Annotated in this window: 23 protein-coding genes; 9 read left to right on the top strand and 14 right to left on the bottom strand. The window is 67.7% G+C overall.

Translation table 11 applies throughout. From position 1 onward, the window contains the following. Positions 1–126 precede the first annotated feature (126 nt). Positions 127–1,581, top strand: coding sequence for a putative bifunctional diguanylate cyclase/phosphodiesterase (locus ACSFA8_RS10795; protein ID WP_435479507.1), 1,455 nt, complete (start codon positions 127–129; stop codon positions 1,579–1,581). 90 nt (positions 1,582–1,671) lie between these two features. Next, a complete protein-coding gene (locus tag ACSFA8_RS10790; RefSeq protein ID WP_435479506.1) occupies positions 1,672–2,622 on the top strand; it encodes an FHA domain-containing protein in 951 nt (316 codons plus the stop codon). Here ACSFA8_RS10790 and ACSFA8_RS10785 read toward each other — a convergent pair. Genes ACSFA8_RS10785 through ACSFA8_RS10760 form a run of 6 tightly spaced genes read right to left on the bottom strand, consistent with a single transcriptional unit; the run spans position 2,619 to position 10,414 of the window. Further along, positions 2,619–3,260 (bottom strand): TetR/AcrR family transcriptional regulator, encoded by a 642-nt coding sequence (locus tag ACSFA8_RS10785; protein WP_435479505.1) that lies wholly within the window; start codon positions 3,258–3,260, stop codon positions 2,619–2,621. The genes ACSFA8_RS10790 and ACSFA8_RS10785 overlap by 4 nt on opposite strands. Positions 3,261–3,311: 51 nt before the next feature. Beyond that, positions 3,312–4,493: an acetyl-CoA C-acyltransferase gene (locus tag ACSFA8_RS10780; protein ID WP_435479504.1), complete on the bottom strand. Its 1,182-nt coding sequence runs from the start codon at positions 4,491–4,493 to the stop codon at positions 3,312–3,314. Then, positions 4,486–7,470: an AMP-binding protein gene (locus ACSFA8_RS10775; RefSeq protein WP_435479503.1), complete on the bottom strand. Its 2,985-nt coding sequence runs from the start codon at positions 7,468–7,470 to the stop codon at positions 4,486–4,488. The genes ACSFA8_RS10780 and ACSFA8_RS10775 overlap by 8 nt, the downstream gene beginning before the upstream one ends. Before the next feature lie 7 nt (positions 7,471–7,477). After that, positions 7,478–8,467 carry a Bug family tripartite tricarboxylate transporter substrate binding protein gene (locus ACSFA8_RS10770; RefSeq protein WP_435479502.1) on the bottom strand — a complete coding sequence of 330 codons (990 nt, stop codon included), beginning with the start codon at positions 8,465–8,467 and terminating at the stop codon, positions 7,478–7,480. Further along, positions 8,464–9,390, bottom strand: coding sequence for an SDR family oxidoreductase (locus ACSFA8_RS10765; protein WP_435479501.1), 927 nt, complete (start codon positions 9,388–9,390; stop codon positions 8,464–8,466). The genes ACSFA8_RS10770 and ACSFA8_RS10765 overlap by 4 nt, the downstream gene beginning before the upstream one ends. A 31-nt stretch (positions 9,391–9,421) precedes the next feature. Then, positions 9,422–10,414, bottom strand: a complete 993-nt coding sequence (locus tag ACSFA8_RS10760) for a Bug family tripartite tricarboxylate transporter substrate binding protein (protein WP_435479500.1) — start codon at positions 10,412–10,414, stop codon at positions 9,422–9,424. Positions 10,415–10,643: 229 nt separating this feature from the next. Between ACSFA8_RS10760 and ACSFA8_RS10755 the strand changes: the two genes are divergently transcribed. The 4 genes from ACSFA8_RS10755 (at position 10,644) to ACSFA8_RS10740 (ending at position 15,285) form a co-directional block, all read left to right on the top strand. Continuing rightward, positions 10,644–11,807, top strand: coding sequence for an acyl-CoA dehydrogenase family protein (locus ACSFA8_RS10755; RefSeq protein WP_435479499.1), 1,164 nt, complete (start codon positions 10,644–10,646; stop codon positions 11,805–11,807). A 63-nt stretch (positions 11,808–11,870) separates the two neighbouring features. Next, a complete protein-coding gene (locus tag ACSFA8_RS10750) occupies positions 11,871–12,746 on the top strand; it encodes an SDR family NAD(P)-dependent oxidoreductase (protein WP_435479758.1) in 876 nt (291 codons plus the stop codon). Continuing rightward, positions 12,731–14,047 carry an acetyl-CoA hydrolase/transferase family protein gene (locus ACSFA8_RS10745; RefSeq protein WP_435479498.1) on the top strand — a complete coding sequence of 439 codons (1,317 nt, stop codon included), beginning with the start codon at positions 12,731–12,733 and terminating at the stop codon, positions 14,045–14,047. The genes ACSFA8_RS10750 and ACSFA8_RS10745 overlap by 16 nt, the downstream gene beginning before the upstream one ends. A 41-nt stretch (positions 14,048–14,088) precedes the next feature. Beyond that, positions 14,089–15,285: an acetyl-CoA C-acetyltransferase gene (locus tag ACSFA8_RS10740; protein WP_435479497.1), complete on the top strand. Its 1,197-nt coding sequence runs from the start codon at positions 14,089–14,091 to the stop codon at positions 15,283–15,285. Positions 15,286–15,313: 28 nt separating this feature from the next. Here ACSFA8_RS10740 and ACSFA8_RS10735 read toward each other — a convergent pair whose 3' ends face one another. Then, positions 15,314–16,606 (bottom strand): ATP-binding protein, encoded by a 1,293-nt coding sequence (locus tag ACSFA8_RS10735; RefSeq protein ID WP_435479496.1) that lies wholly within the window; start codon positions 16,604–16,606, stop codon positions 15,314–15,316. After that, positions 16,603–17,340: a response regulator gene (locus ACSFA8_RS10730; RefSeq protein ID WP_435479495.1), complete on the bottom strand. Its 738-nt coding sequence runs from the start codon at positions 17,338–17,340 to the stop codon at positions 16,603–16,605. The genes ACSFA8_RS10735 and ACSFA8_RS10730 overlap by 4 nt, the downstream gene beginning before the upstream one ends. Positions 17,341–17,520: 180 nt before the next feature. On the opposite strand from ACSFA8_RS10730, the gene ACSFA8_RS10725 reads away from it, so the two are divergent. From ACSFA8_RS10725 to shkS, 3 genes are all read left to right on the top strand, one after another. After that, on the top strand, positions 17,521–18,039 hold the full coding sequence (locus ACSFA8_RS10725) for a DUF2147 domain-containing protein (RefSeq protein WP_435479494.1): 519 nt from the start codon (positions 17,521–17,523) through the stop codon (positions 18,037–18,039). Positions 18,040–18,055: 16 nt separating this feature from the next. After that, positions 18,056–19,240, top strand: a complete 1,185-nt coding sequence (locus tag ACSFA8_RS10720) for a cytochrome c biogenesis protein DipZ (RefSeq protein ID WP_435479493.1) — start codon at positions 18,056–18,058, stop codon at positions 19,238–19,240. Between the two features lie 167 nt (positions 19,241–19,407). Next, a complete protein-coding gene (gene shkS / locus ACSFA8_RS10715; protein ID WP_435479492.1) occupies positions 19,408–20,844 on the top strand; it encodes a surface-behavior sensor histidine kinase ShkS in 1,437 nt (478 codons plus the stop codon). A 50-nt stretch (positions 20,845–20,894) separates the two neighbouring features. Here the strand turns inward: shkS and ACSFA8_RS10710 are convergent, their stop codons facing one another. The 6 genes from ACSFA8_RS10710 to ACSFA8_RS10685 all read right to left on the bottom strand — a co-directional run bounded on the left by ACSFA8_RS10710 (position 20,895) and on the right by ACSFA8_RS10685 (position 26,172). Next, entirely contained in the window at positions 20,895–21,500 is a 606-nt protein-coding gene (locus tag ACSFA8_RS10710; RefSeq protein WP_435479491.1) for a response regulator transcription factor, read from the bottom strand. A gap of 83 nt (positions 21,501–21,583) precedes the next feature. Continuing rightward, positions 21,584–22,900 carry a tryptophan--tRNA ligase gene (locus ACSFA8_RS10705; protein WP_435479490.1) on the bottom strand — a complete coding sequence of 439 codons (1,317 nt, stop codon included), beginning with the start codon at positions 22,898–22,900 and terminating at the stop codon, positions 21,584–21,586. 9 nt (positions 22,901–22,909) lie between these two features. Continuing rightward, positions 22,910–23,584 (bottom strand): site-2 protease family protein, encoded by a 675-nt coding sequence (locus tag ACSFA8_RS10700; protein WP_435479489.1) that lies wholly within the window; start codon positions 23,582–23,584, stop codon positions 22,910–22,912. 22 nt (positions 23,585–23,606) lie between these two features. Beyond that, positions 23,607–24,242, bottom strand: coding sequence for an L-threonylcarbamoyladenylate synthase (locus ACSFA8_RS10695; protein ID WP_435479488.1), 636 nt, complete (start codon positions 24,240–24,242; stop codon positions 23,607–23,609). A gap of 149 nt (positions 24,243–24,391) precedes the next feature. Next, complete coding sequence (locus ACSFA8_RS10690) at positions 24,392–25,321, bottom strand: DMT family transporter (protein WP_435479487.1); 930 nt, start codon at positions 25,319–25,321, stop codon at positions 24,392–24,394. Beyond that, on the bottom strand, positions 25,318–26,172 hold the full coding sequence (locus tag ACSFA8_RS10685) for a 3',5'-nucleoside bisphosphate phosphatase (protein ID WP_435479486.1): 855 nt from the start codon (positions 26,170–26,172) through the stop codon (positions 25,318–25,320). Before ACSFA8_RS10685 ends, ACSFA8_RS10690 begins: the two co-directional genes overlap by 4 nt. Positions 26,173–26,181: the final 9 nt, after the last annotated feature.

Genomic DNA, 26,181 nt, shown 5'->3' with positions numbered 1-26,181 from the left:
GTACATCGCGACGAATTTCGCAGTTGCGGGGCAGGTTCGCGACCACAATAGCGGTATGGGCAGGGCGTGCAGCGCCCTTGTCCGCAAGCATCGACGCGCACAGCGTCCCACCCTGATGTCCAGCGCATGCCTCATCCGTTAGCCCTCGCTCATTTCGCGTCCAGAGACTGCTCGATCGTGCGGGATGCAGCGGAGGGCGGCCCACAAGGCGGAAGCCGGCTTGCGCCCCTCGATCGGCTGACGGGGCTTGCGGGCGAGATCCCTTCGGACGAAGCGCTTCGCGGCGCACTCGATACCTGGGCGCGCGCCGGATTCCCGCTGGTCGCTGTGTGCTGTGTCGATCTCGACGAGTTTCGCGAGATCGGGGAGCAGCTGGGCCACGACGGTGGCGACGCCCTGCTCCAGGAAACGGCCTGCCGCCTCAGGGCGGCGGCGCCGGCGGACGCATTCGTTGTTCGCACCGGCGGCGACGAATTCTCCGTCGTGATGGGCACCGCGGATGAGCGCCATTGCCGCGATTTGCTGGATCGTCTGATCGCGCACCTCACGGAGCCCTGTTCCTTCAAGGATCAAACCATCCGGCTCGAGGCCAGTATCGGCGTGTCGCTGGCAGGCGGGGCAGAGCAGCCGCTCGAGCTGATGTTGCGCCAGGCACGGCATGCGGTGTTTTTCGCCAAACGCGAAGGCGGCGGGCGTGTGCGCTTCTTCGATGCGCAGGCCGCGCGCGCCGACCAGCAGATGCTGTGGGAAAGGCGGCGGATCGAAGGCGGCCTGCTGCACAGCGAGTTCTTCCTGCTCTACCAGCCCAAGGTCGACATGCGAAGCGGCACGGTCGTGGGCGTCGAGGCGCTGGTTCGATGGCAGCACCCGCACCGGGGCGTTCTTCAGCCGTGGGAGTTCGTCCCCTTGATCGAAGATCACGAACTGGTGGAGCACCTGGGCGACTGGGCCATCGGCGCTGCGCTGCACCAGGCCAACGATTGGGCCGAGGCCGGCAGGGACATATCTATCAGCGTCAACATTGGTCCTCGCCACATGGCCCGCCTGGACTTTCTCGAGCGGCTCGCGTTCCATCTGTCGCAGTGGCCCTTGTTGCACGCCGGCTCGCTGGAACTCGAAATCCTGGAGACCACGGCGATCAACGAGCTGGCCAAGATCGCCGATCTGGTCGCCGGCTGCCAATTGCTCGGCGTGCCCGTCACGATGGACGACTTCGGCACCGGGTACGCATCGCTTGCCTACATGCGCCAGCTGCCGGTTCATGCGCTCAAGCTGGACCAATCATTCGTGCGCGGCATCCTCGACAACGACGAGGATCGGGCGATCGTGGCTGCCGTGCTGATGCTCGCCCAATCGCTCGGGCGCACCACCATCGCCGAAGGGGTGGAGACCGTGGAGCACGGCCGGGCGCTGCTGGCGTTGGGGTGCACGCTTGGCCAGGGCTATGGCATCGCGAAGCCGATGCCTGCCGAGGCGCTGCTGCCCTGGATCGCCGAGTTCGAACGCTCGCCGCCCTGGGGACGGGCAGGGGAGGCCGCGGCAACCGCAACGGGCGGCCAGATCTACCGGCGCGGCATGTAGGCGAGCGGGGGCGATGCTCGCGCGGGATAGCGCGCGGGTTGGCACGCGAGTTGGCTTTGCCATAATTCCACGCCACCGCTACAAATTGCCTTGAAAACACCCCTCCAACCCACCGTTGTGTTTGCGGACCTGACCGGGATCACCCGTGTGTTCGATGCCGTGGGCAATGCGCGCGCCACCGAGACGGTGAGCCGGCTCCTCCAGTGGATCGGCGGCGTTTGCGAGTCGCATCGCGGCCGCATCGTCAAGACCCGAGGCGAGGGCGTGTTTGCGATGTTTCCGGATGGCGCATCCGCGGTGGGCGCGGTGCTCGAGTTGCAGCGCAACCATCAGAAGCGCCTCACGATGTGGCCGGCACCGCTGCGCATGGATCTTCAGATCGGGGTGGCGAGCAGCAAGGCGCTCGAACTCGATGGCGACGCGGTCACGCTGGCATCGCGACTGAGCGGGCTGGCTGGCCCGGGGCAGATCTGGGCGACCCAATCGGTGATCGACCAACTCGGCGAGACCGGGGTGCGGTATCGCAGCCTGGGCCCGATCAACGTCCGCGGCAGGAGCGAGCCGCCCGTCGTGCACCGCATCGACTGGCACGCCGAGGTGGCGGCGGCCCCGACCGTGCCGGCATCGCTGGCTTCGCTGACGCAACAGAGCCGTCCCCCCGACTCGAACTTCGGCCAGATCGAGCGGTCATGGCTTGATGTGCGCTCGATGTTTCGTGCGGATGAACTGCCGATTCACGTGGGGCGGGTCAACGAAGCCGACTTTGTGATCAACGACCCGCGGGTGTCGCGGCTGCATGCACGCATCGAGGCGCGGCAGGGCACTTGTGTGCTGGTGGACATCAGCACCTTTGGTACCTGGGTGCGCTTTCACGGCACCGCGGGCGCCAATGGCGAAATCGCGCTGCGGCGCGGCGAGTGCGTACTGCACGGCAGCGGAGAAATCGGCTTGGGCGCACCGCTGAGCGATTTCAGCGCCCCGACCATCTCGTTCAACACCACCGGTGGCAGCGTGCTGCTGGAACGCAAGGATGCGCGCTAGGTGTCCGGTAAAAGCTCATGGCTCTGGCCCATGGCGCCCACGAACATCTCGAAGATCCGGCGCGAGACGCCCATGGGATCCTTGCGCAACACGTAGCGCGGCGTGTTCTGCGGATTGATGAGGACAGTCGCGAGCCCCTGGCATACAGTCCACGCGCCGAGCGTCGCGTCGCGACTGCGCTCCATGGATCCTCCGTGTGCCAGCAGATAGTCGGCTACCGCAGATTCGAGCAGGCTGTACGAACGGATGGCCGCATCGTTGAGCTCGGGAAACAGCGTCTTGTCGGGAATTTCGGGGCCGTGCATCAGTTGGTACAAAACCGGATGAGCGAGTGCGAATTCCACATACGCCATCAGCACCGCCATGAGCCGCTCGTCGGGTGTGCGCTTGTCTTTCAGGGCGCCCATGCGGTGGTCGAACAGCATGCGAAAGCCCAGTGCCGCGATCGCCGCGAGCAATGCCGCCCTTGACTTGAAGTGGTGCAGGGGCGCTGTTTGCGTGACGCCCAACCGTCTGGCGATCTCGCGCATCGTGAGGTTGCCAAGCCCTTCCGCTTCGACGATCAACATGCCCTGCGAAACCAGTTCCTCGCGCAGATTGCCGTGATGGTAGGAGCTTCTTTTGGTCTTCGCGGTCATTTACGACGGGATGTTAGCGCCTTCCGACCAGCGTCCACCGGCCACGGCGACTCAACCGCCCGCGACTTCGAACAGGCCCGCTGCACCCATGCCGCCGCCGATGCACATCGTGACCACGACGTACTTCACACCGCGCCGCCGCCCTTCCTGCAGGGCATGGCCGGTCATGCGCGCGCCGGACATGCCAAAAGGATGGCCGATGGCAATGGCGCCGCCGTTGACGTTCAGGCGCTCCTGCGGAATGCCTAGCCGGTCGGCGCAATGGAGCACCTGCACCGCGAAGGCCTCGTTGAGTTCCCAGAGCCCGATGTCGTCCACCTTGAGTCCGGCCTGCTGCAGCAGCTTCGGCACGGCGAAGACGGGGCCGATGCCCATCTCGTCCGGTGCGCAGCCAGCCACTGCGAAGCCGCGGAACCAGCCCAGCACCGGCAGCCCGCGCCGTGCGGCCAGGTCGGCGTCCATCACCACGCACGCGGCAGCGCCGTCGGACAGCTGGCTGGCGTTGCCGGCGGTCACGGTGCCGCCTTCGCGCACAGGCTTCAGCCCGGCCAGGGTGGTGGCAGTCGTGCCGGCACGCGGCCCCTCGTCGCGCGCGAGTTCGGCGGCTTCGTCCCGCAGGCCGCCGTCGCGCTCCTGGCGGCGTGCGGTGGTCGCAATGGCGACGATCTCTGCATCAAAGCGGCCCTCGGCCTGCGCCTGTGCATAGCGCTCCTGGCTGAGCGCCGCATAGGCATCCTGGCGCTCACGTGAGATGCCGTAGCGCTGCTGCACGACCTCCGCGGTGTCGAGCATGGGCATGTAGACCTGCGGTGCATGGGCGGCCAGCCAGGGCTCCTCGCGCATGAATTGGTTGGTGTGCTCACGCACGCAGCTGACCGACTCGGTGCCGCCGGCCACCGCCACCTGCATGCCGCCAGTGCGCACGGCCTGCGCCGCGATCGCGATGCTCTGCAGACCTGATGAGCAGTAGCGGTTGACCGTCATGCCCGGCACGCCCTCCGGCAGGCCGGCTGCGAGCGCGGCGATGCGGCCGACGTTGAAGCCGTTGGCGCCCTCCGGGAAGGCGCAGCCGAGGATCACGTCTTCCACCTCGCCGGCGGCCACGCCGGCGCGCGCGACCGCATGCCGCACCACATGGGCGCCGAGCGTGGCGCCGTGGGTGAGATTGAGCGTTCCGCGAAAAGCCTTGCCGATCGGGGTGCGGGCGTAGGAAACGATGGCAGCATCACGCATGGGTCGACTCCGGAAGTTCGAGCGCAGTTGAAGAAGAGGGCAGCGACGCCGTCGGGACTGCCGCGGCGGCCAGCGCGGCGCGATGCGCTGCAAAGCCTTGCAGCGCCCCGATCGCCTGCGCTTCGCCGGGGAAGACCGCGAAGCCGCCGCGCGCGAAGGCCTCGCGCACATGTGCATGCGGGCTGTAGACCGCCACCGGCTTGGCCGACGCCTCCATCGCGGCGCGGCACTCGCGCACGAAGCGCGGCACGTCGTAGCTCGGCCCGCCGACCGCCAGCAGGCCCAGGGTGGCGGCGTCCACCGCCTCGTCCTGCAGCACCACCTGCATCACCGCGCCCAGCAGCGCGGGATCGGCCAGCAGCATGGCAGTCAGATCCACGGGATTGCGGTTCAGCGAGAAGTCCGGCAGCAGATCGGCGAGCTGCTGCTCGGATGCGGCGGACAGTCGTGCCAGCGGCAGGCCGTGCGCTTGCGCCTCGTCGGCCGCCAACACGCAGGAGGCCCCGGAATTGCTGACCAGTGCCAGCCGCGGCACGCCGCCTGCAGGCCTCGCGGCGGATGCCGGCGCGAGGTAGAGCGGCACACTGGCCACCAACTCCACCAGGCCCGGCACGGTGCGGCAGCCATGCGTGTCGAACAGCGCGTCGAACTCTGCGCGCGCCGAGCCCGCGGAGCCGGTGTGCAGGTCGGCGGAACGGTTGCCGTGCGCCGAACGCCCGGACCGCACCGCGAGCACCGCCACGCCGCGCTGCCGGGCCATGTCGAGCGCCGCCGCCATGCGTGCCGGATCCGGCACGTTCTCGAGATAGAGCAGCACCAGGCGCACGCCGGGCCGTTGCACCAGCGCCTCGATGAAGTCGGCCGTGTCGACGTCGGCCTCGTTGCCGGTGGCCGCCACGCAACGCACGCCCCAGCCGGCATCGCGCAGCAGCGCATAGGCCGATACGCCGAAGGCGCCGCTTTGCGAGACGATCGCCACCGGGCCGTCCTGCGGCACGTGGTCGGTGTAGATCGAGGCGAAGGACAACACCGCGCCGCTGTCGAAGCTGGCGACGCCGATGCTGTTCGGCCCCACCAGGCGGACGCCGCCGGCGCGGCAGATCGCCGCCAGCCGCTCCTGCCGGGTTCGGCCTTCGGCGCCGAGCTCGGCATAGCCCGAGGCGAACAGCAGCGCATGGCCGACCCCAAGCCGCGCGCACTCGGCGACCTGCTGCTCGGCCTGCTCCGCCCCGATGCACAGAATCACGGCATCGGGCACTTCCGGCAACTGGTCGAGCGCCGCGTACGCTGGCAAGCCCTGCACGCGGTCGGCGCGCGGATTGACCGGATAGATGCGGCCGGCGAAGCCCTGCTCCTGCAGGTACTTGATCGGCCGGCCGCCGACCTTGTTCGGGTTGTCGGACGCGCCCACCACGGCCACCGAACGCGGCGCCAGCAACCTGTCGAGCGAGGCACGCGCGGGCGCCGGCGCGGCATGGGCCAGCGCCTTCAATTTCGCCTTGAGCAGCTTGCCCGTGCTGGTGGCCGGCAGCTGCGCCATCGCGTGGATCTCGGCCGGCACCTTGTAGGGCGCGAGCCGCTCGCGCAGAAAGGCGCGCAGCCTTGCCGTATCGACGGTGCGGCCCTGCAGCGGCTCGATGTAGGCGACGATCTCCTCGTCGCCCGGCACGCTGCGCCCGACCACGGCGCACTGCGCGACGTCGGGGAATTCGGCGATCACCTTCTCGACCTCGGCCGGGTACACGTTGAAGCCGCCGCGGATGATCATTTCCTTGCTGCGCCCGACGATCGAGAGATCGCCCTCGGGGCCGAAGATGCCGATGTCGCCGGTGTGCAGCCAGCCCTGCGCATCGACCGCCGCGCGGGTCTGCGCGGGATCGCGGAAGTAGCCTTTCATCACATTGGGCCCGCGGATGCAGACTTCGCCGCGCTCGCCACTGGCGACCTGCGTGCGGGCCTCGTCCATCAGCACCACCTCCACGCCCGGGATCGGCCAGCCGGCCGTCACGTCCTTCGGCGGGGGATGGCCGAAGGTACGCGTGGCCGCCGGGGCCGACTCGGTCAGGCCGTAGCCGTGGTGCAGGCGCAGGCCGAGCAGCGCCTCGGTCTGCGCCTTGCGAGTGGCATCGATCAGCGAGCCGCCGATGTAGGCCATGCGCAGCCGGTTTGGCACCAGCGTGCGGCCCTGCTGCTGCGCCCACTCGTGCAGCCGCGCATACATGGCAGGGACGCCCTGGAAGACGGTGATGGCGCCACTGGCGATGGCATCGCCCAGCTTCTCGGCCGAGAAGCGCCCGATCAGTTGGAAGGTGGCGCCCGCGCGAAGCCCGCACAGCAGCGCGGTGATCAGTCCGAAGGAATGCGAGATCGGCAGTGCATGGAAGACCACGTCCTCCGGCAGCAGCACCTGTTGCTGTCTGGAGACGCGGGTGACGAAATCGAGGTTGGCGTGGGTCAGCATGACGCCCTTGGGCATGCCGGTACTGCCCGAGGTGTAGATCATCAGCGCGACATCGTTCGGCGAGCCGTCGTCGCTGCCGTCCGCCGCAGTGCCCGCGCCCTCGCAGGCTTGCATCCGGCCACCGGCAACGCCGTGGAGCGCGACGTGCGCGCCCCGGCGCTCGGCATGCGCGAGCGCATCGGGCGAGGCGGCAGCCGCGAAGTAGACCAGGCGCGGCTCGCAGTGCGCGCAGATCGCATCCACCTCGGCGGCCGACATGCGGGCATTCAGCGGCACCGCCCAGCCGCCCGCGCGGATCGCGCCGAGCAGGGCGACCACCATGTCCTCGCTGTTCTCGCCGATCAGCACCATGCGCTGGCCCCGTGCCAGCCCTGCGCCGGACAAGGCCTGCGCCGCCGCGTCGATGCGCGCGGCCAGCGCCGCATAGGAGAGCGTGCGGCCGTCCTCCAGCGCCAGGGCCACCTCGGCGCCACGGCCGTGCGCAACCACCTCTTCCACGATCCGATCGATTCTCATGAATGCCTTACTCGATGCGAATGTTCTTGGTCTTGATCAGCGGATCCCACAGGGCGCGCTCCCGGCCGATGAAGGCGTCGAACTCCGCTGGCTTGAGCGGCGGGGCCATCACAAGACCGAGCGCCTCGAACTGGGCGCGGAAGGCCTTGTCTTTTGTTGTCTTGACGATGGCTTCGTTGAGCCGCTGCAGCACCGCGGTCGGCGTGGCGGCGGGCGCCACGATGCCGTACCAGGTGGAGACGTTGTAATTCGGCAGCCCGCTCTCTGCGACCGTCGGCACCTGCGGCAGCACGCCGACCCGCTCGCGCGTGGTGACGGCAATCGGCCGCAGCTTGTCGCCCTTGACCAGTGCCATGGCGCTGGCCACCGCATCCACCGACAGCTGCACGTCGCCTGCCATCACCGCATTCAGCGCCGGCGCGCTGCCGTTGTAGGGTACGTGGTTCATCGTGATGCCGGCCTCCGACTGCAGCATCTCGGCGGCCAGATGTGTGCTGCTGCCAGTGCCGGTCGACGCGAAAGCCAGCTTGCCCGGTTCCGCCTTGGCCAGGCGCACCAGATCCGCCATGCTGTGGATCGGGCCAGCGGGGTTGACGGACAGTACCAGCGGCGTGAGAGCAACGTTGGCCACGCCCGTGAAGTCCTTCTCGGGCTGGTAGCGCAGCTTGGCGATCAGCATCGGGTTCAGCACCACCGTCGCCGCCGTTGCCATGAGCAAGGTGTAGCCGTCGGCCGGTGCGCTGGCGACCGCGATCGCACCGATCGCCGTGTTGGCGCCTGGCTTGTTCTCCACAATGACGGGCTGCTGCAGATCCTGCCGCAGCGATTCGGCCAGCCGTCGCGCCAAGCTGTCGGCAATGCCGCCAGGGCTGTAGGGAACCACCAGCTTGATGGGGCGCTCAGGGAAAGGGTCGGCCAGTGCAGGCGCTGCGGTGCACAGGGTCAGCGCGAAGGCCGCACCTGTGGCGACGGTTTTCAGAAAGGCATTGCGCATCATTTTGAAGCGCGGTCGTGCGCGTGGGAGAGGGAATCGGAATGCTTTACGGGCTCGGCACGCAGTGATTTGTCGCGCTCGTCCTGGCTGCGGATCGACTCGCGCATGTCGCGCCAGGCGTCGTCGTCGAGTTCTGCGAGCTCGGTAAAGGAGGCGCCGTTCTGGCGATGGCCGGCGCCGTCGATGGCGATGGTCTCGCCGTTGATCCACTCGACGCCGTCGGCCATCAGGAACACCGCCAGGTTCTGCAGTTCAGGCATCCGGCCGAGCCGGTTCATCGGGTTGCGCACGACACCGTCTTCCCAGGCCGCCTTGGGGCTGAGCCGGCTGTTTGCCCCCTCGGTTGGAAAGATGCCGGGCGCAATGGCGTTCAGGCGGATGCCGTAACGGCCCCACTCGATCGCGAGCGACTTGGTCATCACGTCGATGCCGGCCTTGCTCATGGCCGAGGGCACGACGAAGGGCGCGCCCGTACGCACCCAGGTCACGACGATGGAGATCACCGAGCCCTTGTGCCCGCCTGCAATCCAGCGTCGGCCCACATGGTGAGTGACGTAGTAGGTGCCATGAAGCACGGTGTTTGCCACCGCGTCGAAACCGCGCGGCGATACGTCTTGCGTACGGCTGACAAAGTTGCCTGCCGCGTTGTTGACAAGGCCGTCGAGCGGGCCGTGCTCGACCCAGATGCGCTCGATCATCGCGTCGACCGAATCGGCCTGGCGGATGTCTACCGCATGGGCGCGCACGACGCCACCGTGGCGCGCCTCAAGTTCGGCGACCGTGGCGTCCAGCATCGCCTGGCGGCGCCCGCAGATATGCACCTCGGCGCCAAGTTGCAGGTATCGCTCGGCAATCTCGCGGCCAAGACCGGAACCGCCGCCGGTGACCAGAATGCGCTTGCCGCGCAGGAGATGGGGTTCGAACATTCGATGGCTCCGGAACAGGTGGAAGGGCGTCCTATTCGAGGACGATGTTCTTGGCGCGGATCAGCGGCGCCCAGCGCTCGCGCTCCTTGCCGATGTACTGGACGAACTCGGTCTGTGTCAGGGCGGGTGGCACCACCAGGCCGAGCGCCTCGAACTGCTCGCGGAAACTCTTGTCGGCAATCGCCTCCGCCACCGATGCGTTGAGCCGCAGCGCAATGCTGGCCGGCGTGTTGCGCGGCAGCATCAGGCCGAACCAGGTGGTGACCTCAAAGTTCGGATGGCCGCTTTCCGCCACGGTCGGAACCTCCGGAAGCGCCGGCAGACGTTCGCGCCCGGTCACCGCCAGTGCGCGCAGCTTGCCGCCCCGAACCAGCGCCATGGCGCTGCCTGCCGCGTCGGCAAAGAACTGGACATCGCCGGCCATCAGAGCGGATTGCGCAGGCGCGCTGCCGTTGTAGGGCACGTGTACCAACGAAATCCCGGTCTCGCTCTGCAGCATTTCGACTGCCAGATGCAATGAGCTTCCGGTGCCCGTGGACGCGTAGTTGAGCTTGCCCGGGTTGGCCTTGGCTTCGGCGACGAAGTCGCGCAGGGTGCGGTTCGGCGAGCTGTTGCCGACAACCATGAGCATCGGCGTAACGGCGATGCGTGCCACCGGCAGCAGCTCCTTCTCCGGGTTGTACGAAAGCTTGGGGTACAGCAGCGGGTTGAGTACCGCGGTCGCGCCGGTAGCGAAGAGGACGGTGTAGCCGTCCGGCTCGGCGGAGGCGACGGCGCGGGCGCCCAGCGCCGTGTTGCCGCCTGGCTTGTTCTCCACGATCACAGCCTGCCCCAGATCCTTGCGCATGCGCTCGGCCAGCGCGCGCGCCAGCACGTCGGTGATGCCGCCTGCCGTGTAGGGCACGACCAGCCGGATCGGGCGTTCCGGGTAGCTTGCGGCCATTGCAGTGCCGCCGAGCAAGAGTCCCGGAACCGCCAGCGGCGCGCACAAGAGCAGCCGCCGCATGAATTGCTTTCCTGTCATGTCGTCTCCTTTTTTGTCGCCGTCAGCGGGCTTCCGCCTCGAGCGATTTAATCTTAACACCGCTAAGTTTATGAAAGAAATCTATCGTTTTCACTAGGTATAACTGCGTTTGAAGAGTTCAATTTTCAGGACACAATCTAAGCATAGAACAGATCAGAGACGCAATTCCAGGTGCGGTCGGGAGCACGCTCCCGTGATCCCCGCATTCACTTTCTTCGCATCGCACGCCATGACCATTCCCGTCGACACCGCCTGCCAGGACATCCGCGACGCCGTGCGCGCCCTGTGTGCCGAATTCCCGGCCGAGTACCACCGCAAGATCGACGAGCAACGCGCCTACCCCGAAGCCTTCGTCGACGCGCTGACCAAAGCCGGGTGGATGGCCGCACTGATCCCCGCGGAGTACGGCGGCTCCGGCCTGGGCCTGGCCGAGGCATCGGTGATCATGGAAGAGATCAACCGCAGCGGCGGCAACTCCGGTGCCTGCCACGGCCAGATGTACAACATGAACACGTTGTTGCGCCATGGCTCGCCTGCTCAGAAGGATCTGTACCTGCCGAAGATTGCCTCGGGCGAATGGCGCCTGCAGTCCATGGGCGTGACCGAGCCGAGCACGGGCACCGACACCACCAAAATCAAGACCACTGCAGTCAAAAAGAGCGACCGCTACGTCATCAACGGGCAGAAGGTCTGGATCAGCCGCGTGCAGCATTCCGACTGGATGATCCTGCTCGCGCGCACCACCCCGCTGGCAGAGGTGAAGAAGAAGAGCGAGGGCATGTCGATCTTCATGGTCGACCTGCGCCAGGCCGAGAAGAGCGGCATGACCGTGCGGCCGATTCCCAACATGGTCAACCACGAGACCAACGAGCTGTTCTTCGAGAACCTTGAGATCCCCGCGGACAACCTCATTGGCGAGGAAGGCAAGGGCTTCAAGTACATCCTGGACGGGCTCAACGCCGAGCGCACGCTGATCGCGGCCGAGTGCATCGGCGACGGCTACTGGTTCATCGACCGGGTCAGCAAGTACGTCAGCGAACGCGTGGTGTTCGGCCGCCCGATCGGGCAGAACCAGGGCGTGCAGTTCCCGATCGCGGAGAGCTACATCGAGGTCGAGGCAGCGAACCTGATGCGCTGGAAAGCCTGTGACCTGTTCGACCGCCACCAGCCCTGCGGTGCGGAGGCCAACATGGCCAAGTACCTGGCGGCCAAGGCCAGCTGGGAGGCGGCCAACGCCTGCATCCAGTTCCACGGCGGCTTCGGTTTCGCCAACGAATACGACGTGGAACGCAAGTTCCGCGAAACGCGGCTCTACCAGGTCGCCCCCATCTCCACCAATCTCATTCTGAGCTATGTGGCCGAGCACGTGCTCGGCCTGCCGCGCTCATTCTGAACGGCGCCAGAACCAACCTATTCGAAGCAGGACACGGACATGACGAACACGACAGGCAACAGCATGGTGCAGGACAAGGTGGTGCTGGTCACCGGCGCCGGCGCGGGAATCGGGCGCGACCTCGCGCTCGGGCTGGCACGCGAAGGCGCACGGGTGGTGGTCAACGACATGGGCGATGCGGCCCATGGCGTGGTCGCGGAAATTCGCGAGGCGGGCGGCGAGGCCCTCGCCAGCCTGGGCAGCGTGGCGGAGCCGGCAGTGGCCCAGCGCATCGTCGATGCGGCCGTCGAGCACTTCGGCCGGCTCGACGGCGTGATCAACAACGCGGGCATCCTGCGCGACCGCTTCTTCCACAAGATGGGCGCGGACGAATGGGACGCCGTGATCAAGGTGCATCTCTACGGCACCTACTACATCAGCCGCGCTGCGGCCAACCACTTCAAGGAACAGGGCAGTGGCGCGTTCGTGCACATGACCTCGACCTCCGGGCTGATCGGCAATCTGGGCCAGGCCAACTACAACGCCGCGAAGATGGGCATCGTCGCGCTCTCCAAGAGCATCGCGCTGGACATGCAGAAGTTCAACGTGCGCTCCAACTGCATCGCACCCTTCGCCTGGACCGCGATGACGAGTTCGATTCCCACCGACACGCCCGACCAGGTCGCACGCGTAGAAAAATTCAAGCAGATGACGCCCGCGAAGATCGCACCGCTGGCCGTCTACCTGCTCAGCGACGCAGCGGCCGCAGTGAACGCCCAGGTGTTCACGGTGCGCAACAACGAAATCTTCCTCATGAGCCAACCGCGCCCGGTGCGCTCCGTTCATCGCCAGGAGGGATGGACCGCGAAGAGTCTGGCCGAACACGGCATTCCGGCACTGCGGTCGGCCTTCGTGCCGATGGATCGGTCGGCGGACGTCTTCACATGGGATCCGGTCTGAGCACAAAGGCCCCGCGGCCCGGCAGCGCATCGCAGCTGCCGCCCGCAGCCACGCTCGACCTCGTACGCTGGATCCGCCCCGGCGACACGCTGCTGTGGGGCCAGTCCAGCGCCGAGCCGGTGACGCTGGTTCGTGCCTACGCGGCACAGCGCCACGCTTTTGCGCGCAGCCGCGCTTTCCTGGGCATCGGCCTGTCGGGCGTGCTGGACACCGCGCACGCGGATGCGATCGACTTCGTGGGCTACTGCGGCAGCGGCACCAACCGCCGGCTCGCCGATGCGGGTGTGCTCGACATCCTGCCGTGCCACTACTCCGACCTGCCAGCGTTGATCCGCAGCGGCGCGCTTCGCATCGACGTGCTGCTGCTGCAAGTGCCGCCCGCCGACGCGCAGGGTCGGCACAGCCTAGGGCTGGCGCACGAATACCTGCTCGCTGCGCTCGACACGGCGCGCGTGGTGATCGCCGAAGTCAACGACCAGATGCCGTGGACTTGCGGTGAGCGCCTGCTGAAGCCCGACGAGATCGACGTGCGCGTCGATGCGTCCTATCCGCCGCAGGCCGCGCCGCCGCCCTCCGTGGGCGAGAAGGAACTGGCCATCGCAGCGCATGTTGCCGCCCTGGTGGAAGACGGCGCGACGCTGCAGTGCGGGCTGGGCGCCATTCCCGAGGCCGTGCTCGGCGCGCTGCATGGCCGGCGCGACCTGGGCGTGCACTCGGGCACTGTCGGCGATGCCGTCATGGAGCTGATGGAAGCCGGCGTGGTGACCAACGCGCTAAAGGGGCGCGACCACGGCACCAGCATCGCCGGCGTGCTGATGGGCAGCGCGCGGTTGCATCGCTTCGCTCACCGCAACGCGGCCTTGCAGATGCGCGGTACAGAGTACACGCACCACCCGGAGGTGCTCACCTCGCTGCCGCGCTTCGTGGCGGTCAACTCCGCAGTCGAAGTCGACCTGACCGGCCAGGTCAACGCCGAGGTTGCTGCCGGATCCTACGTCGGCGCCGTCGGCGGTGCCGTCGACTTCCTGCGAGGCGCACAGCGCAGCCGCGGCGGCGTGCCCATCGTGGCGCTGCCCTCGACGGCGGGCGCGCACAGCCGCATCGTCGCCGCGCTGTCCGGCCCCGTCAGCACGCCGCGATGCGACGCGGGCGTGTTCGTCACCGAACACGGCGTGGCAGACCTGCGCGGGCTGCCGCTCGCCGCCCGCATGCGGCGGATGCTCGACATCGCGCACCCGTCGCACCGCGCGCGCCTGGAACAGGAAGGCTTCGAAGCCAACCGAAGCCTTGCCCGGCACTGAGCCGACTTTTCTCCATCCTCATCCCGAACAGGACAACGCCCATGCGACAAGCATTCATCGTCAACCCGCTGCGCACGCCCGTCGGCACCTTCGGCGGCAGCCTGCGGCCGGTACCGGTCGAGGAACTCGCCGCCATCGTGGTGCGCGAGGTCATCGGGCGCAGCGGCATCGACCCGCTGCGCATCGACGACACAGTGTTCGCGCAGTCCTATGCCAACAGCGAGACGCCGTGCATCGGGCGCTGGGTTGCACTGCAGGCCGGCCTGCCGGTCGAGGTGCCTGGCATGCAGCTGGACCGCCGTTGCGGCGGCGGGCTGCAGGCGGTCGCCACCGCCGCGATGATGGTGCAGAGCGGCGCGGCTGACGTGGTGCTGGCCGGAGGCGTCGAGAGCATGAGCAACATCGAGTACTACTCGACCGACATGCGCTGGGGTGCGCGCTCCGGCTCGGTGCGCATGCACGACCGGCTCGAGCGCGGCCGCGAACGCTCGCAGCCGGCCGAGCGCTTCGGCCCGATCTCCGGAATGATCGAGACGGCCGAGAACCTCGCGCGCGACCACGACATCTCGCGCGAGGCTGCCGACGCCTACGCGGTGCAGAGCCACCAGCGTGCCAGCGCGGCATGGGAGGCAGGCCGCTTCGCCGACGAGATCGTTCCGGTGGAAGTGCCGCAGCGCAAGGGCGACCCCGTGACGTTCGCGCGCGACGAAGGCTTTCGCGCCGACACGTCGATGGACACACTGGCCAGGCTACGCCCCCTGATCAAGGGCGGCACGGTGACCGCAGGCAACGCCAGCCAGCAGAACGATGCTGCAGCTGCCTGCCTCGTCGTCGCCGAGGACCAGCTCGCGCGATTGGGGCTCGCGCCGATCGGCCGATTCGTGGGCTGGGCCGCGGCCGGCTGCGAACCCTCCCACATGGGCATCGGCCCCGTGCCCGCAGTGCAGAAGCTGTTCGCGCGCATCGGGCTGGGTTTCGAGGACATGGATCTGATCGAGCTGAACGAGGCCTTCGCCTGCCAGGTGCTGGCGGTGCTGAAGGGCTGGAAATGGAACGACCAGGCACGACTCAATGTGAACGGCTCGGGCATTTCGCTCGGGCATCCGATCGGCGCTACCGGCGTGCGCATGATGTGCACGCTGCTGCACGAGCTGCGCCGGCGTGGCGGGCGCTACGGGCTCGAGACCATGTGCATTGGTGGCGGCCAGGGCATCGCCGCCGTGTTCGAACGGGTATGAACGTCACCGCCCCCAGCCGTCTCCAGAATCAGAAACCCGAAGGCAGGCTCAGACGTGCCTCCAGCCCACCGCCCGCCCGGTTGCTCAGGCTGAGCCTGCCGTTCAGCGCCAGTGCGAGTTCCTGCGCGATCGCAAGGCCCAATCCCGTGCCGCCGGTCTCGCGGTTCCTGGAAGACTCGACGCGATAGAACGGCTGCAGCACTGGCGCCAGCTCGGCTTCCGGAATGCCCGGGCCGCGGTCGCGCACCGAGATATGCACCTCGTGGGCGGTCACTTCGACCACCACCTGCGCGGCCCCGCCGAACTTCAGCGCGTTGTCGAGCAGATTGGTTAGCGCGCGCCGCAACGCCTGCACCCGCGTGGTCAGAGGGGCCTCGTGCCGGCCCAGCAACTCGGCCTGGTGGCCGGCGTCCAGCGCATCGCACACCAGGCCGTCGAGCAAGGCGTTGAGATCGACCGCGCGAAGCGGTTCGCGCACGGCCTGTGACGTGCGCGCATAGGCCAAACCTTCCTCCACGAGCAGTTGCATTCCGTCGAGATCGGACAACAGCCTGCTGCGCTGATCGGCATCCAGCACCTGCTCGACCCGCAGCTTCATGCGCGTGATGGGCGTCTGCAGATCGTGCGAGATGGCGGCGAGAAGCCGCTGCCGTTCGGCCAGATGCGCGTCGATGCGCTGCTGCATGGCGTTGAACGCGCGCGCCGCCTGCGCGACCTCGCGGGGGCCAGCCTCCGCCAGCACGGCGCCATTGCCGCCCGGCTTGAGTGCATCGGCCGCATCTGCAAGACGCTGCAGCGGTCGCACCGCAAGCCGCACGCCCCACCAGGTCGCCGCGGCGAGGAACAGCAATTGCACCAGCAGCAGCACCACCGCTTCGGTCGAGATCATCGCCGCGGGCGGCCTCAGCCGCAGGATCAACGGCGTGCCATCTTCGAGCCGCAGCGGCAGCAGCAGATCCGACCCGGTACCGCGCAAGATCGCACCGACGCGCGCCGCGCCGAGCTCGGCTGCGACGATGCGCGCCAGGCCCTGCGCGGACGGCTCGGCGGCCGGCGCTGCCGGCGACGCCGTGTCGAGCGCGTAGCTGTAGTTCTGGCGTGCCAGCCGCGGCAGCCAAGCCGCGCGCTCGGCCGGCGGCACGCGGTCGAGGATCGCCACTGCGCTCGACACGTCTCGGCCCACGTAGGCCAGCATCATCGATTGCGACAACTCGCTGCGCTCGCGCAGCAGCGCCAGGAAGGTCAGTCCGTGCGCCAGTGCGAGGCCGGCGAACACCACCAGCGCGACGCGGCCGAACAGCGAGCGTGGCAGCAGGCTCACGCGCGGCCCGCCGCGTGCACCTCGGCACAGAACACATAGCCTTCGGCCCGCACGGTCTTGATGTAGCGCGGCTCGCGCGAGTCGTCGCGCAAACGCCGGCGCAGCCGGCTCACCAGCAGATCGATGGAGCGGTCGAAGGCATCCGCATCGCGTCCTTGCGTGAGGTTGAGCAACTGGTCGCGGTGCAGCACGCACTGCGGCCGTTCGAGCAGTACCAGAAGCAGGCGGTATTCAGCCCCGGTGAGCGGCACCAGCGTGCCCTGGCCGTCGACAAGGTGCCGCGCAGTGGTGTCGAGCCGCCAGTCGCCGAACAGCAGTTCGCGCGCGGGTTGCGCCGGTCGCAGATTCGGCGGCAGCATGCGTGTGCGGCGCAGCACCGCACGGATGCGTGCCAGCAGCTCGCGCGTGGCGAAGGGCTTGGCCAGGTAATCGTCAGCCCCCATCTCGAGACCGAGGATGCGGTCGGCCTCTTCACTGCGGGCCGTGAGCATGAGGATCGGAATCGGCGTCTCGCCGCGCGCGCGCAGGTCGCGGCACAGCGACAGGCCGTCCTCGCCGGGAAGCATGAGGTCGAGCACGATCAGATCGACCGGCCCGTTGGCCAGCGCCGCGCGCATCTGGGTGGCGTTGCCTGCCGTGCTCACGCGAAAGCCTCCTTCCTCCAGGTACTGGCGCAGCAGTCCGAGGATCTGACGGTCGTCGTCGACGATGAGGACGTGGTCGGGTGTCTCCATGGAGTGACCATAGTCGCATTCGGGGTACTTCGGGCGGCACGCCGCGGCGCTGTTTTGTATCGCTCTTTGTCTGGCCCGGCAGCCGACACAAAGCGCGACCGCAGGCACGCGCGTTCGACACATCCAAATCGAGCGGCCGCGTTGCAATGAGCGCTTCATTCACTCGCCGTGGAGCACACCATGTCATTGCCCCTGTCAACGCCAACCCGCCACCGCCGCGTTGTCGCCTCCGTGCTGGGGGCTTGCCTCTGGCTCGCCGCCTGCGGTGCGCAGGCCCAGGCGGCCGCAGACCCGCGCGGCCGCTGGATCACCGAGAGCGGCAACCTGGAAGTCGAGATCGCGCCCTGCGGCGCCGCGCTGTGCGGCATCGCGACCCGGGTGCTCGGCAACCGCTCGATGAGCCCGGGCGCGCAGCCGACGCAAGCCGTCGACACGCGCCCGGCGCTGGGCATGAAGATCCTGCAGGACTTCGTGCCGGTCGCCCTGGGCGACGCCGGTGCGCCGCCGGTCGAATGGGCCGGACACATTTACAACCGCGAGAACGGCAAGACCTATCGCTGCAACATGCGCGTGAGCACGGACGGCAACGCGGCTGGAGAGTTGTTGCTGCACGCCTACGTCGGGCTGCCGCTGTTCGGCAAGACGCAGCGCTGGCTGCGCGCGTCGGCCGACGCGCCGGACACGACGGTTCGCCACTGATCAGGAGATCTTGCCCATGCTGCAACTCCTGCTCGCCCTCGGCGCCGGTATCGCGACCGTCACCAGCCCCTGCATCCTCCCGCTGCTGCCACTGCTGCTCGGCGCCACGCTCGCGCCCGCGGCCGGCGACGGCCAGCCGCGCACGACGCGGCTGCGGCCGCTGTTCATCGTGCTCGGGTTCGTTCTTTCGTTCGCATCGGCCGCACTGTTGTTCGGCGCTTCCACACGCGTGCTCGGCCTGTCGCCCGAGGTTTTGCGCAATGCCAGCATCGTTGTGCTGATGGTGTTCGGGCTGCTGCTGTCCTGGCCTGCGCTGCTCGAGCGCGCCATGCGGCCGCTCGGGCGGCTGGCCCAGGCGGGCCAGCGGCTTGGTGACCGCGCCGGCGCCAGCCACGGCGGAGCGCTGCTGCTCGGCATGAGCCTGGGCCTGTTGTGGACGCCTTGCGCCGGCCCGGTGCTCGCGTCGATGCTGGCGCTGGTGGCAAGCGAGCAGCAACCGGTGCATGCGGCCGGCCTGCTGCTGGTGTACGCCACGGGCGCCGGGCTGCCGATGCTGGCCATCGCCTACGGCGGCCAGGCCGTCACCCAGCGCGTGCGCGGACTGGCGCGCCACGCGACGCAGATCCGCCGCGTGTTCGGCGTGCTCGTGATGGCGACGGCCGCCGCGATGTTCTGGCAGGTCGATACGCAGGTGGCGGCATGGCTGTCGCGCACGCTGCCGATGCCGTCGGCTGTCGCCGCGCCGTCGGCACCCGAGGCCGCCGCGCAGGCGCCCGCCTTGACCGGCATCGACCAGTGGTTCAACACGCCGCCGCTCAGCATGGCCGGCCTGCGCGGCAAGGTCGTGCTTGTGGACTTTTGGACCTATGCCTGCGTCAACTGCGTCAACACGCTGCCGCACTTGCAGCGCTGGCACGACCGGTACCGGGACCAGGGGCTGGTGGTGGTGGGCGTGCACACGCCGGAGTTCGCTTTCGAGCGCGACGCCGGCAACGTGAGGGCGGCCATCCGGCGGCACGGCATCGGCTACCCGGTTGCGCAGGACAACCGCTACCAGACCTGGACCGCCTGGGGCGTGCGCTACTGGCCGAGCCTCTACCTGGTCGATCGTGAGGGCCGCATCGTGTTCAGGCACGTCGGGGAGGGCGACTATGCGCACATCGAACGGGAGATCCAGAAAGCATTGGCCGCTGGCGGGTGACCGCAAATTCTTTGCGGTACGATGTGTTCGAGCAATAGGCAGTTTCTTCGTTTCTTCATCACTTCGTTGCGCATCAGGCAACAACCGGGTTCGAACCTTGTGCGCGAAATCAACCACCCCAAACCCCCGGTGAGCGCGCGCCATGTCGATATGAAGGGCGTCATGCCATGAGGGGGGGGTCAACCTTCGCCGGGCTGGGCAACTCTTCCTTTGCCAGCCTCACGCCGGCGCCGGCCACGGCGGACGAGGCCGAGCCATGGGTGCGCGGCGAATTGATCCGTAGCCTGATGCGATCTGCGCGGGGCTCGCATCTGTTCGGCGCGGCGCTGATGCCGGTGCTGGTCTCCCTTTGTTGGGATCGCGTGCCGATGTGGCAACTGCTGGCGTGGCTTGCCATCGGCGTCAGCGCGACCGGTGCCCGCATCTGGGGTGAGCGCCTGTACCACACGCGCTATTCCGAAAAGGACGCCGCCGCGCAGGAGAGCTTCGTCTACCGCTACCGCTACCTCTGGAGTGCCAGCGCGTTCTCGTGGGGTTTGTCGATCCTGATCTTCTTCGAGCGGGTGCCAGTGGTCAGCCAGTTCGTTTGCTGGCTCATGGTGGCGGGCGTGGCCACCTTCCCGCTCAACGGCCTGGCCCTGCATCCGCCGCTGCTGCGCCGCTATGTCAACACGCTGTTCGTCACGATGATGGCGGCGCTGTTTCTGCGCATGGTGCAGCTGCGCTTTGTCGAGCTGCATTTCAGCTATGGCTTCCTGCTGCTGCCGCTGATGCACTGGGGGCTGTTGCTGCGCGCCGGGCGCCGCATCCACGAGACCGCGCGCAACAGCTTCGAGCTGCTGTTCCACAACCACATCCTGATCAACTCCCTCACCCAGCAGCGCCAGGCGGCGGTGTCGGCGGTGGCCATGAAGAACCGCTTTCTTGCCAGCGCCGCGCACGACATGCGCCAGCCGGTGCTGGCGCTCTCGCTCTATGCCGACTGGCTGCGCAACGAGCCCGATCTGGTGGAGGAGATCGCACCGAAGATCGTCCGTGCAACCCATGCGGTCAATGCGCTGTTCGACTCGCTGTTCGACCTGGCGCGAATCGATTCGGGCCAGGTGCGGCTGCACATCGAGCGGGTCGACGTGCCGCAGCTGCTGCACGACCTCGAACTGCAATACCGGCCGGTGGCCGAATCGAAGGGGCTGCGTTTCCGGGTGCATTCCACGCCCGGCTCGGTGCTGACCGACCCGATCCGCGTGCGCCGCATGATCGGCAATCTGTTGGCCAATGCGATCAAGTACACGACCGAGGGCGGCGTGTTGCTGGCGGCACGCGAAACGCCGGACGGGCTGCGGGTGGAGGTCTGGGACACCGGCATCGGCATCGCGCGCGAACACCTTCGCGACGTGTTCCTGGAGTTCTACAAGGTTGCGGACCATGCCGGCACGTCGGACGGCTTCGGCCTCGGGTTGGCGATCGTGGCGCGGCTCTCGCATGCGCTCGGCCACCCGGTCAGCGTGCGCTCGCGGCTCGGGCGCGGCAGCGTGTTTCGCGTGGCACTGCACGACGCCGACGAGTCGCAGGCCCAGAGCCGGATCTCGGGTTCGGTGGGCTGAAACAAGCCGCAGCGCGGCAAACAAAAAAAGGGCCGCTTGCGCGGCCCTGGTTACATGGCGCCTGAGGAGAGCAGGCCGTGGCTGCGTGCGTGGTGCAGCGCCTGGGTGCGGCTCTTGACGCCAAGGCGGCGGAACAGGCGCCACAGGTGCACCTTCACTGTGTGTTCGCTGATCTCGAGTTCGGTGGCGATGTCGCGGTTGCTCATGCCCTTGTCGAGCATCGCGATCAGCTGGGTCTGGCGCTTCGACAGCTTGCTGTTGTTGGCGGCGACCGGCTCTTCACCTTCGGTGTCGGCCATCAACAGTCCGCGCAATGCGGCGGCCAACTCGCTCGAACCGGCCGATTTTTCGATGTAGATGTCGGCACCGGCTTCGATGCAGGCCTCTTCCATGTCGGCGGCCGGCGAGGCCGAATACACCGCGATCGGCACGTCCGGATAGATCTGCTTGACCGACACGACGCCCGACACGCCGGTGATGTCGGGCAGTTTCAGATCGAGACAGAAGAGATCGGGCTTGCCGTGCTGCTTGACCGCAGCGGCCAGCTTGTCAAGGCGCTCGAGCTCGACGATGTTCTCGGCGGGACGCAGGCGCCGCAGCACCATGACGATGGCGTCGCGCATCAGGGGATGGTCGTCTATGACGTAAATGCTCATGCGATCAAGTGTAAGTGCGTGCGGCACTTGTTGCCCGTTGCGACCACCGTTTTTGCACGCCTCTGGGTACTACCTCTTTTGGTCTACTTTGCGACACCTTCGGCCAGGGCGTCAAGCGCTTCGGCCGCGGCCTGCGACTGTTCGGCGCTCAGTACTTCGAGTTGCCCGGCCAGCATGGCCAAAGCCGCACCGCGCTGTTGCTGCAGCAGCGCAATGGCACGTCCCGCTTCCTGCGGCGAGGCAAACGCCAGACTCTGCAGCAGCGTTTCACCGCGTGCGTCGAGCAGCTTGAAGCAGAACTGGCCATCGGGCTCGCGGTACTGCTTGAAGCTGGGCCGGGCCACCTTCGCCGCCTTGCGGGCGCCGGTTTGCTGCTGCGCGCCGAGGTCGCGCAGGCCGACCGCATGGCGCAGCCGGCCCATGAAGGGCTGCGACAGGCGGCGCGCCTTGGCTGCACCGGCCAGCAGTGTCTGCTCGATCCGGGCCGGGTCTTTCAGCAGGGCCTCGTAGTGCTCGCGCATCGGCGCGATCTCGCGGTCGATGCGCTCGAACAGCAACTGCTTGGCGTCGCCCCACCCAATGCCTTCGGCAAACGCGCGGCGCAATGCCGCGGTTTCTTCGGCATCCGCAAAAGCCTGGTAGATCTGGAACAGCGCCGAGCCTTCGGTGTCCTTCGGCTCGCCGGGGGGGCGCGAGTCGGTGACGATGCTGGCGATCTGCTTTTGCAACTGCGCGCGCGGGGCGAACAGCGGAATCGTGTTGCCGTAGCTCTTGCTCATCTTGCGGCCATCGAGGCCGGGCAGCGTGGCCACGGCGTCGTCGATCAGCGCCTCGGGCAGCGTGAAGTGCTCACCGTACAGATGGTTGAAATGCTGGCCCATGTCGCGCGCCATCTCGATGTGCTGGATCTGGTCGCGGCCTACCGGCACCTGGTGCGCGTTGAACAGCAGGATGTCGGCACCCATGAGCACCGGGTACATGAACAGGCCCGCGCTCACATCAGCGTCGGGGTCTTCGCCCTTCGCCACGTTCTTGTCGACCGAGGCCTTGTAGGCGTGGGCGCGGTTCAGCAGGCCCTTGCCGGTGACGCAGGTCAGGAACCAGGTCAGCTCGGGGATCTCGGGGATGTCCGATTGCCGGTAGAAGGTGACGCGCTCCGGGTCGAGTCCGCAGGCCAGCCAGCTGGCGGCGATCTCGAGCGTGGAGCGCTGCACCAGCGCGGGATCGTTCACCTTGATCAGCGCGTGGTAGTCGGCCAGGAAGAAGAAGGTCTCGACCCCCGGCGCCACGCTCTGCCGCACCGAGTGGCGGATCGAGCCGACATAGTTGCCGAGGTGCGGCGTGCCCGACGTGGTGATGCCGGTGAGAACGCGCAGCGGGGAGGGAGTAGGGGTAGCCATGAAAAAAACCTAGCGGAACAACGCGGCCAGCGGGCCGATCACGGTGCGGATGACGCTGTAGCCGACCGCCATCAGCGGGCTCAGCCAGTAGGTGCTGACGATGCCGGCCAGCACCAGCGCCATCACGATGAAGAAACCGAAAGGCTCGACGCGTGCCAGCAGGTTCTGCGCATTGCCGCGCGGCAGCAGCCCGGCCAGTACGCGACCGCCATCGAGCGGTGGCAGCGGGAACAGGTTGAAGGCCCACATCACCAGGTTGACCAGCACGCCGCCTTGCGCCATGCGCAGGAAGAAGTCCTCCCGCTCGACACCGCTGCCGGCCAGCACGACCAGCAGCACCGCCCACAGGATCGCCTGCACGAAGTTCGAGGCCGGCCCGGCGAGTGCGACCCAGATCATGTCGCGCTTGGGATTGCGCAGGTTGCCGAAATGGACCGGTACCGGCTTGGCATAGCCGAACAGGAACGCGCCGGAGGTTGCGAAGTAAAGCATCAGCGGCATCAGGATCGTCCCGACGGGGTCGATGTGCTTGAGCGGATTCAGCGTTACGCGGCCCAGCATCCAGGCTGTGTCGTCGCCGAAATAACGCGCCACGTAGCCGTGCGCGGCCTCGTGAATCGTGATCGCGAACAGCACCGGCAGCGCATAGATCGAGACGGTTTGAATCAGGTTGGAGATATCCACCGGCCCGATTGTCTCAGACCGGTCAGAGGCCCAATACGGCGAGCGCGCCGCGCCCGCGCCGCACCAGCACCGGCTCCTCGCCGGTGCCCATCGGCGTCAGGTCGACCACGGTGGTTGGCTCTGACGGGCAGGCGCCGGCGTCGATCACGGCGCCGATCTGCTTCTCGAAGCGGTCGCGGATCGCCTGCGCGTCGTTCATCGGCTCGGTTTCGCCGGGCGGGATCAGCGTGGTGGCCAGCAATGGCTCGCCGTGCAGCGCCAGCAGATCGCACAGCACCCTGCAGTCGGGCACGCGCAGGCCGATCGTCTTGCGCTGCGGATGGCTCACGCGACGCGGCACTTCCTTGGTGGCTTCGAGCAGAAAGGTATAGGGGCCGGGCGTGGCGGCCTTGAGCAGCCGGTACTGCTTGTTGTCGACGCGCGCGTAGTTGGCCAGCTCGCTCAGGTCGCGGCACAGCAGCGTGAGGTGGTGCTTGTCGTCGACCTGGCGGATGCGGCGCAGCTTGTCGACCGCGTCCTTGTCGTCGAGGTGGCAGACCAGCGCGTAGCTGGAGTCGGTCGGCACCGCGACGATCTCGCCGCGCGCGAGCAGGGCGGCCGCCTGTTTCAGCAGCCGCTGTTGCGGGTTGTCGGGATGAACTTCAAAAAATTGAGCCATGGACTTTCCGGATTCTCAACCTGCAATGCGCTGTCGGCGCGCGGGGCATGCGGGGAACACCGCGGAACCGGCTTTGCCGGGCCGCTGGTGTTGCCCCCGGCGAGGGGGTTGGCGAAGCGACACGAAGTGCGCGAAGACTGGGGGAGAGCTTATGTCTCCGCGGGTTCGATCGGGACGCGGCGCTCGCGCACGGTGAGCCATGCGCCGGCTGCACCGCACACGGCGATCATGCCCATGCCGATCAGAGACACCTGGTCGGGTATGTGCAAGAACATGATCCAGCCGCCGAGCATGGCAAACGCGATCTGCGAGTAGAGGTAGGGCGTAAGCGTCGAGGCGGGCGCACGCTGGTAGGCCAGGATCAGCATGAAATGGCCGACGGTGCCCATCATGCCCATCAGGCACAGCAGCGCCCACCACTGCCACCCAGGCAGCGCCGACCACACGAACGGCAGCGCGCACGAGGCGATCAGCGTGCCGACCCAGCCGGTGTAGAAGTGCATGGTCAGCGGGTTCTCGGTCTGGGCGAGCTTGCTGGTGAGCACCTGGAAGCAGGCATTGGTGATGACCAGCCCGATCGGCAGCAGGATCGCCCAGCTGTAGCTGCTGCCACCGGGTCGCAGGATCACCAGCGTGCCGACAAAGCCCCCGCTCACCAGCGCCCAGCGCAGCACCGACACGTGCTCCTTGAGCGTGGTGGCGGCCAGCAACGTCACCACCAGCGGCGCGATCAGCACGATGGCGGTGAACTCGGCCAGCGGCATGTACTGCAGGCTGAGGAATGCCAGCACGCTGGTCACCAGCAGCAGCGCGCCGCGCAGCACGTGGTAGCGCGGGTGCGCGGTGCGCAGCAGCGAGGTGCCGTACAGCGGCAGCAGCACCGCGGTGGTGGCGACGGCCTGGAACGCATAGCGGAACCAAACGCCCATGAGGATCGGCACTGCAGTGACCGAAATCTTGGTGGCGGTGTCCAGCGTCGCGAAGCAGGCCACGGCCAGCAGCACGAGGCCGATGCCCGCGAGGATGCGTTCCGACGCGATGTCCCGCGTGCTCTTCGTCGCGCCCGGTACCGCGCTCACAGGATTCTGTCTTCGAGCAGTTCCCAAACCGGCGTGAGCTTGCCGGGCAGCAAGGGGAGCTTGCCGAGATCCATGTGACTTTCGTCGGGGCTGTGGAAGTCGCTGCCCCGCGAAGCCGCAAAGTCGAACTCGAGGGCCTTGTCGGCGTACTCGATGTACTCGGCCGGTGCGTGGCTGCCGGTGACGACCTCGATAGCGCGGCCTCCGTGCGCCTTGAACTCGAGGAACAGCGCGTACTCCTCGTTGGCCGTGAACTTGTAGCGGCCGGGATGCGCGATCACCGCGATGCCATTGGCGTCGGTGATCCAGTGCACCGCGTCCTTCAGCGAGGCCCAGCGGTGCGGCACATAACCCGGCTTGCCTTCGGTGAGGTACTTGCGGAACACCTCGTGCGTGTCCTTGCATGCGCCGCTCTCGACCAGGAAGCGCGCGAAATGCGTGCGCGAGATCAGCTCGGGGTTGCCGACGAACCTGAGCGCGCCTTCGTAAGCGTCATGGATGCCGACCTTGGCCAGCCCTTCAGACATTTCCTGCGCGCGCGCGCCGCGGCCGCCGCGCGTCTTGAGCAGGCCCTGCTTCATGCCCGCGTCGTCGGGGTCGAAACCAAGGCCGACGATGTGCACGGTTTCGTTGGCGAAGGTGACCGAGATTTCAGTGCCGGTGAGGTACTTCATGCCGTTGGCATGGGCCGCTGCGGCGGCGCGGTGCTGGCCGCCGATTTCGTCGTGGTCGGTCAGCGCCCAGAGCTCTACGCCGTTGCCAGCCGCGCGCTCGGCCAGCGCCTCGGGCGTCAGCGTGCCGTCGGACACCACGGAGTGGCAGTGGAGATCGGCGTTGAGAATGGATGGCACGCACCATTC

The organism is Variovorax nitratireducens, from assembly GCF_051216545.1.
Classification (GTDB): domain Bacteria; phylum Pseudomonadota; class Gammaproteobacteria; order Burkholderiales; family Burkholderiaceae_C; genus Variovorax.
This window is presented reverse-complemented; position numbering and strand designations above follow the sequence as displayed.

Excerpts from the sequence above, each read along its gene's own strand:
- ACSFA8_RS10705 (WP_435479490.1), bottom strand. The coding sequence starts at position 22,900 with ATGGCTACCCCTACTCCCTCCCCGCTGCGCGTTCTCACCGGCATCACC.
- ACSFA8_RS10795 (WP_435479507.1), top strand. The coding sequence starts at position 127 with ATGCCTCATCCGTTAGCCCTCGCTCATTTCGCGTCCAGAGACTGCTCG.
- ACSFA8_RS10765 (WP_435479501.1), bottom strand. The coding sequence starts at position 9,390 with ATGTTCGAACCCCATCTCCTGCGCGGCAAGCGCATTCTGGTCACCGGC.
- ACSFA8_RS10750 (WP_435479758.1), top strand. The coding sequence starts at position 11,871 with ATGGTGCAGGACAAGGTGGTGCTGGTCACCGGCGCCGGCGCGGGAATC.
- ACSFA8_RS10755 (WP_435479499.1), top strand. The coding sequence starts at position 10,644 with ATGACCATTCCCGTCGACACCGCCTGCCAGGACATCCGCGACGCCGTG.
- ACSFA8_RS10695 (WP_435479488.1), bottom strand. The coding sequence starts at position 24,242 with ATGGCTCAATTTTTTGAAGTTCATCCCGACAACCCGCAACAGCGGCTG.
- shkS (WP_435479492.1), top strand. The coding sequence starts at position 19,408 with ATGAGGGGGGGGTCAACCTTCGCCGGGCTGGGCAACTCTTCCTTTGCC.
- ACSFA8_RS10725 (WP_435479494.1), top strand. The coding sequence starts at position 17,521 with ATGTCATTGCCCCTGTCAACGCCAACCCGCCACCGCCGCGTTGTCGCC.
- ACSFA8_RS10710 (WP_435479491.1), bottom strand. The coding sequence starts at position 21,500 with ATGAGCATTTACGTCATAGACGACCATCCCCTGATGCGCGACGCCATC.
- ACSFA8_RS10745 (WP_435479498.1), top strand. The coding sequence starts at position 12,731 with ATGGGATCCGGTCTGAGCACAAAGGCCCCGCGGCCCGGCAGCGCATCG.
- ACSFA8_RS10740 (WP_435479497.1), top strand. The coding sequence starts at position 14,089 with ATGCGACAAGCATTCATCGTCAACCCGCTGCGCACGCCCGTCGGCACC.
- ACSFA8_RS10775 (WP_435479503.1), bottom strand. The coding sequence starts at position 7,470 with ATGAGAATCGATCGGATCGTGGAAGAGGTGGTTGCGCACGGCCGTGGC.
- ACSFA8_RS10720 (WP_435479493.1), top strand. The coding sequence starts at position 18,056 with ATGCTGCAACTCCTGCTCGCCCTCGGCGCCGGTATCGCGACCGTCACC.
- ACSFA8_RS10780 (WP_435479504.1), bottom strand. The coding sequence starts at position 4,493 with ATGCGTGATGCTGCCATCGTTTCCTACGCCCGCACCCCGATCGGCAAG.
- ACSFA8_RS10730 (WP_435479495.1), bottom strand. The coding sequence starts at position 17,340 with ATGGAGACACCCGACCACGTCCTCATCGTCGACGACGACCGTCAGATC.
- ACSFA8_RS10785 (WP_435479505.1), bottom strand. The coding sequence starts at position 3,260 with ATGACCGCGAAGACCAAAAGAAGCTCCTACCATCACGGCAATCTGCGC.
- ACSFA8_RS10760 (WP_435479500.1), bottom strand. The coding sequence starts at position 10,414 with ATGACAGGAAAGCAATTCATGCGGCGGCTGCTCTTGTGCGCGCCGCTG.
- ACSFA8_RS10770 (WP_435479502.1), bottom strand. The coding sequence starts at position 8,467 with ATGATGCGCAATGCCTTTCTGAAAACCGTCGCCACAGGTGCGGCCTTC.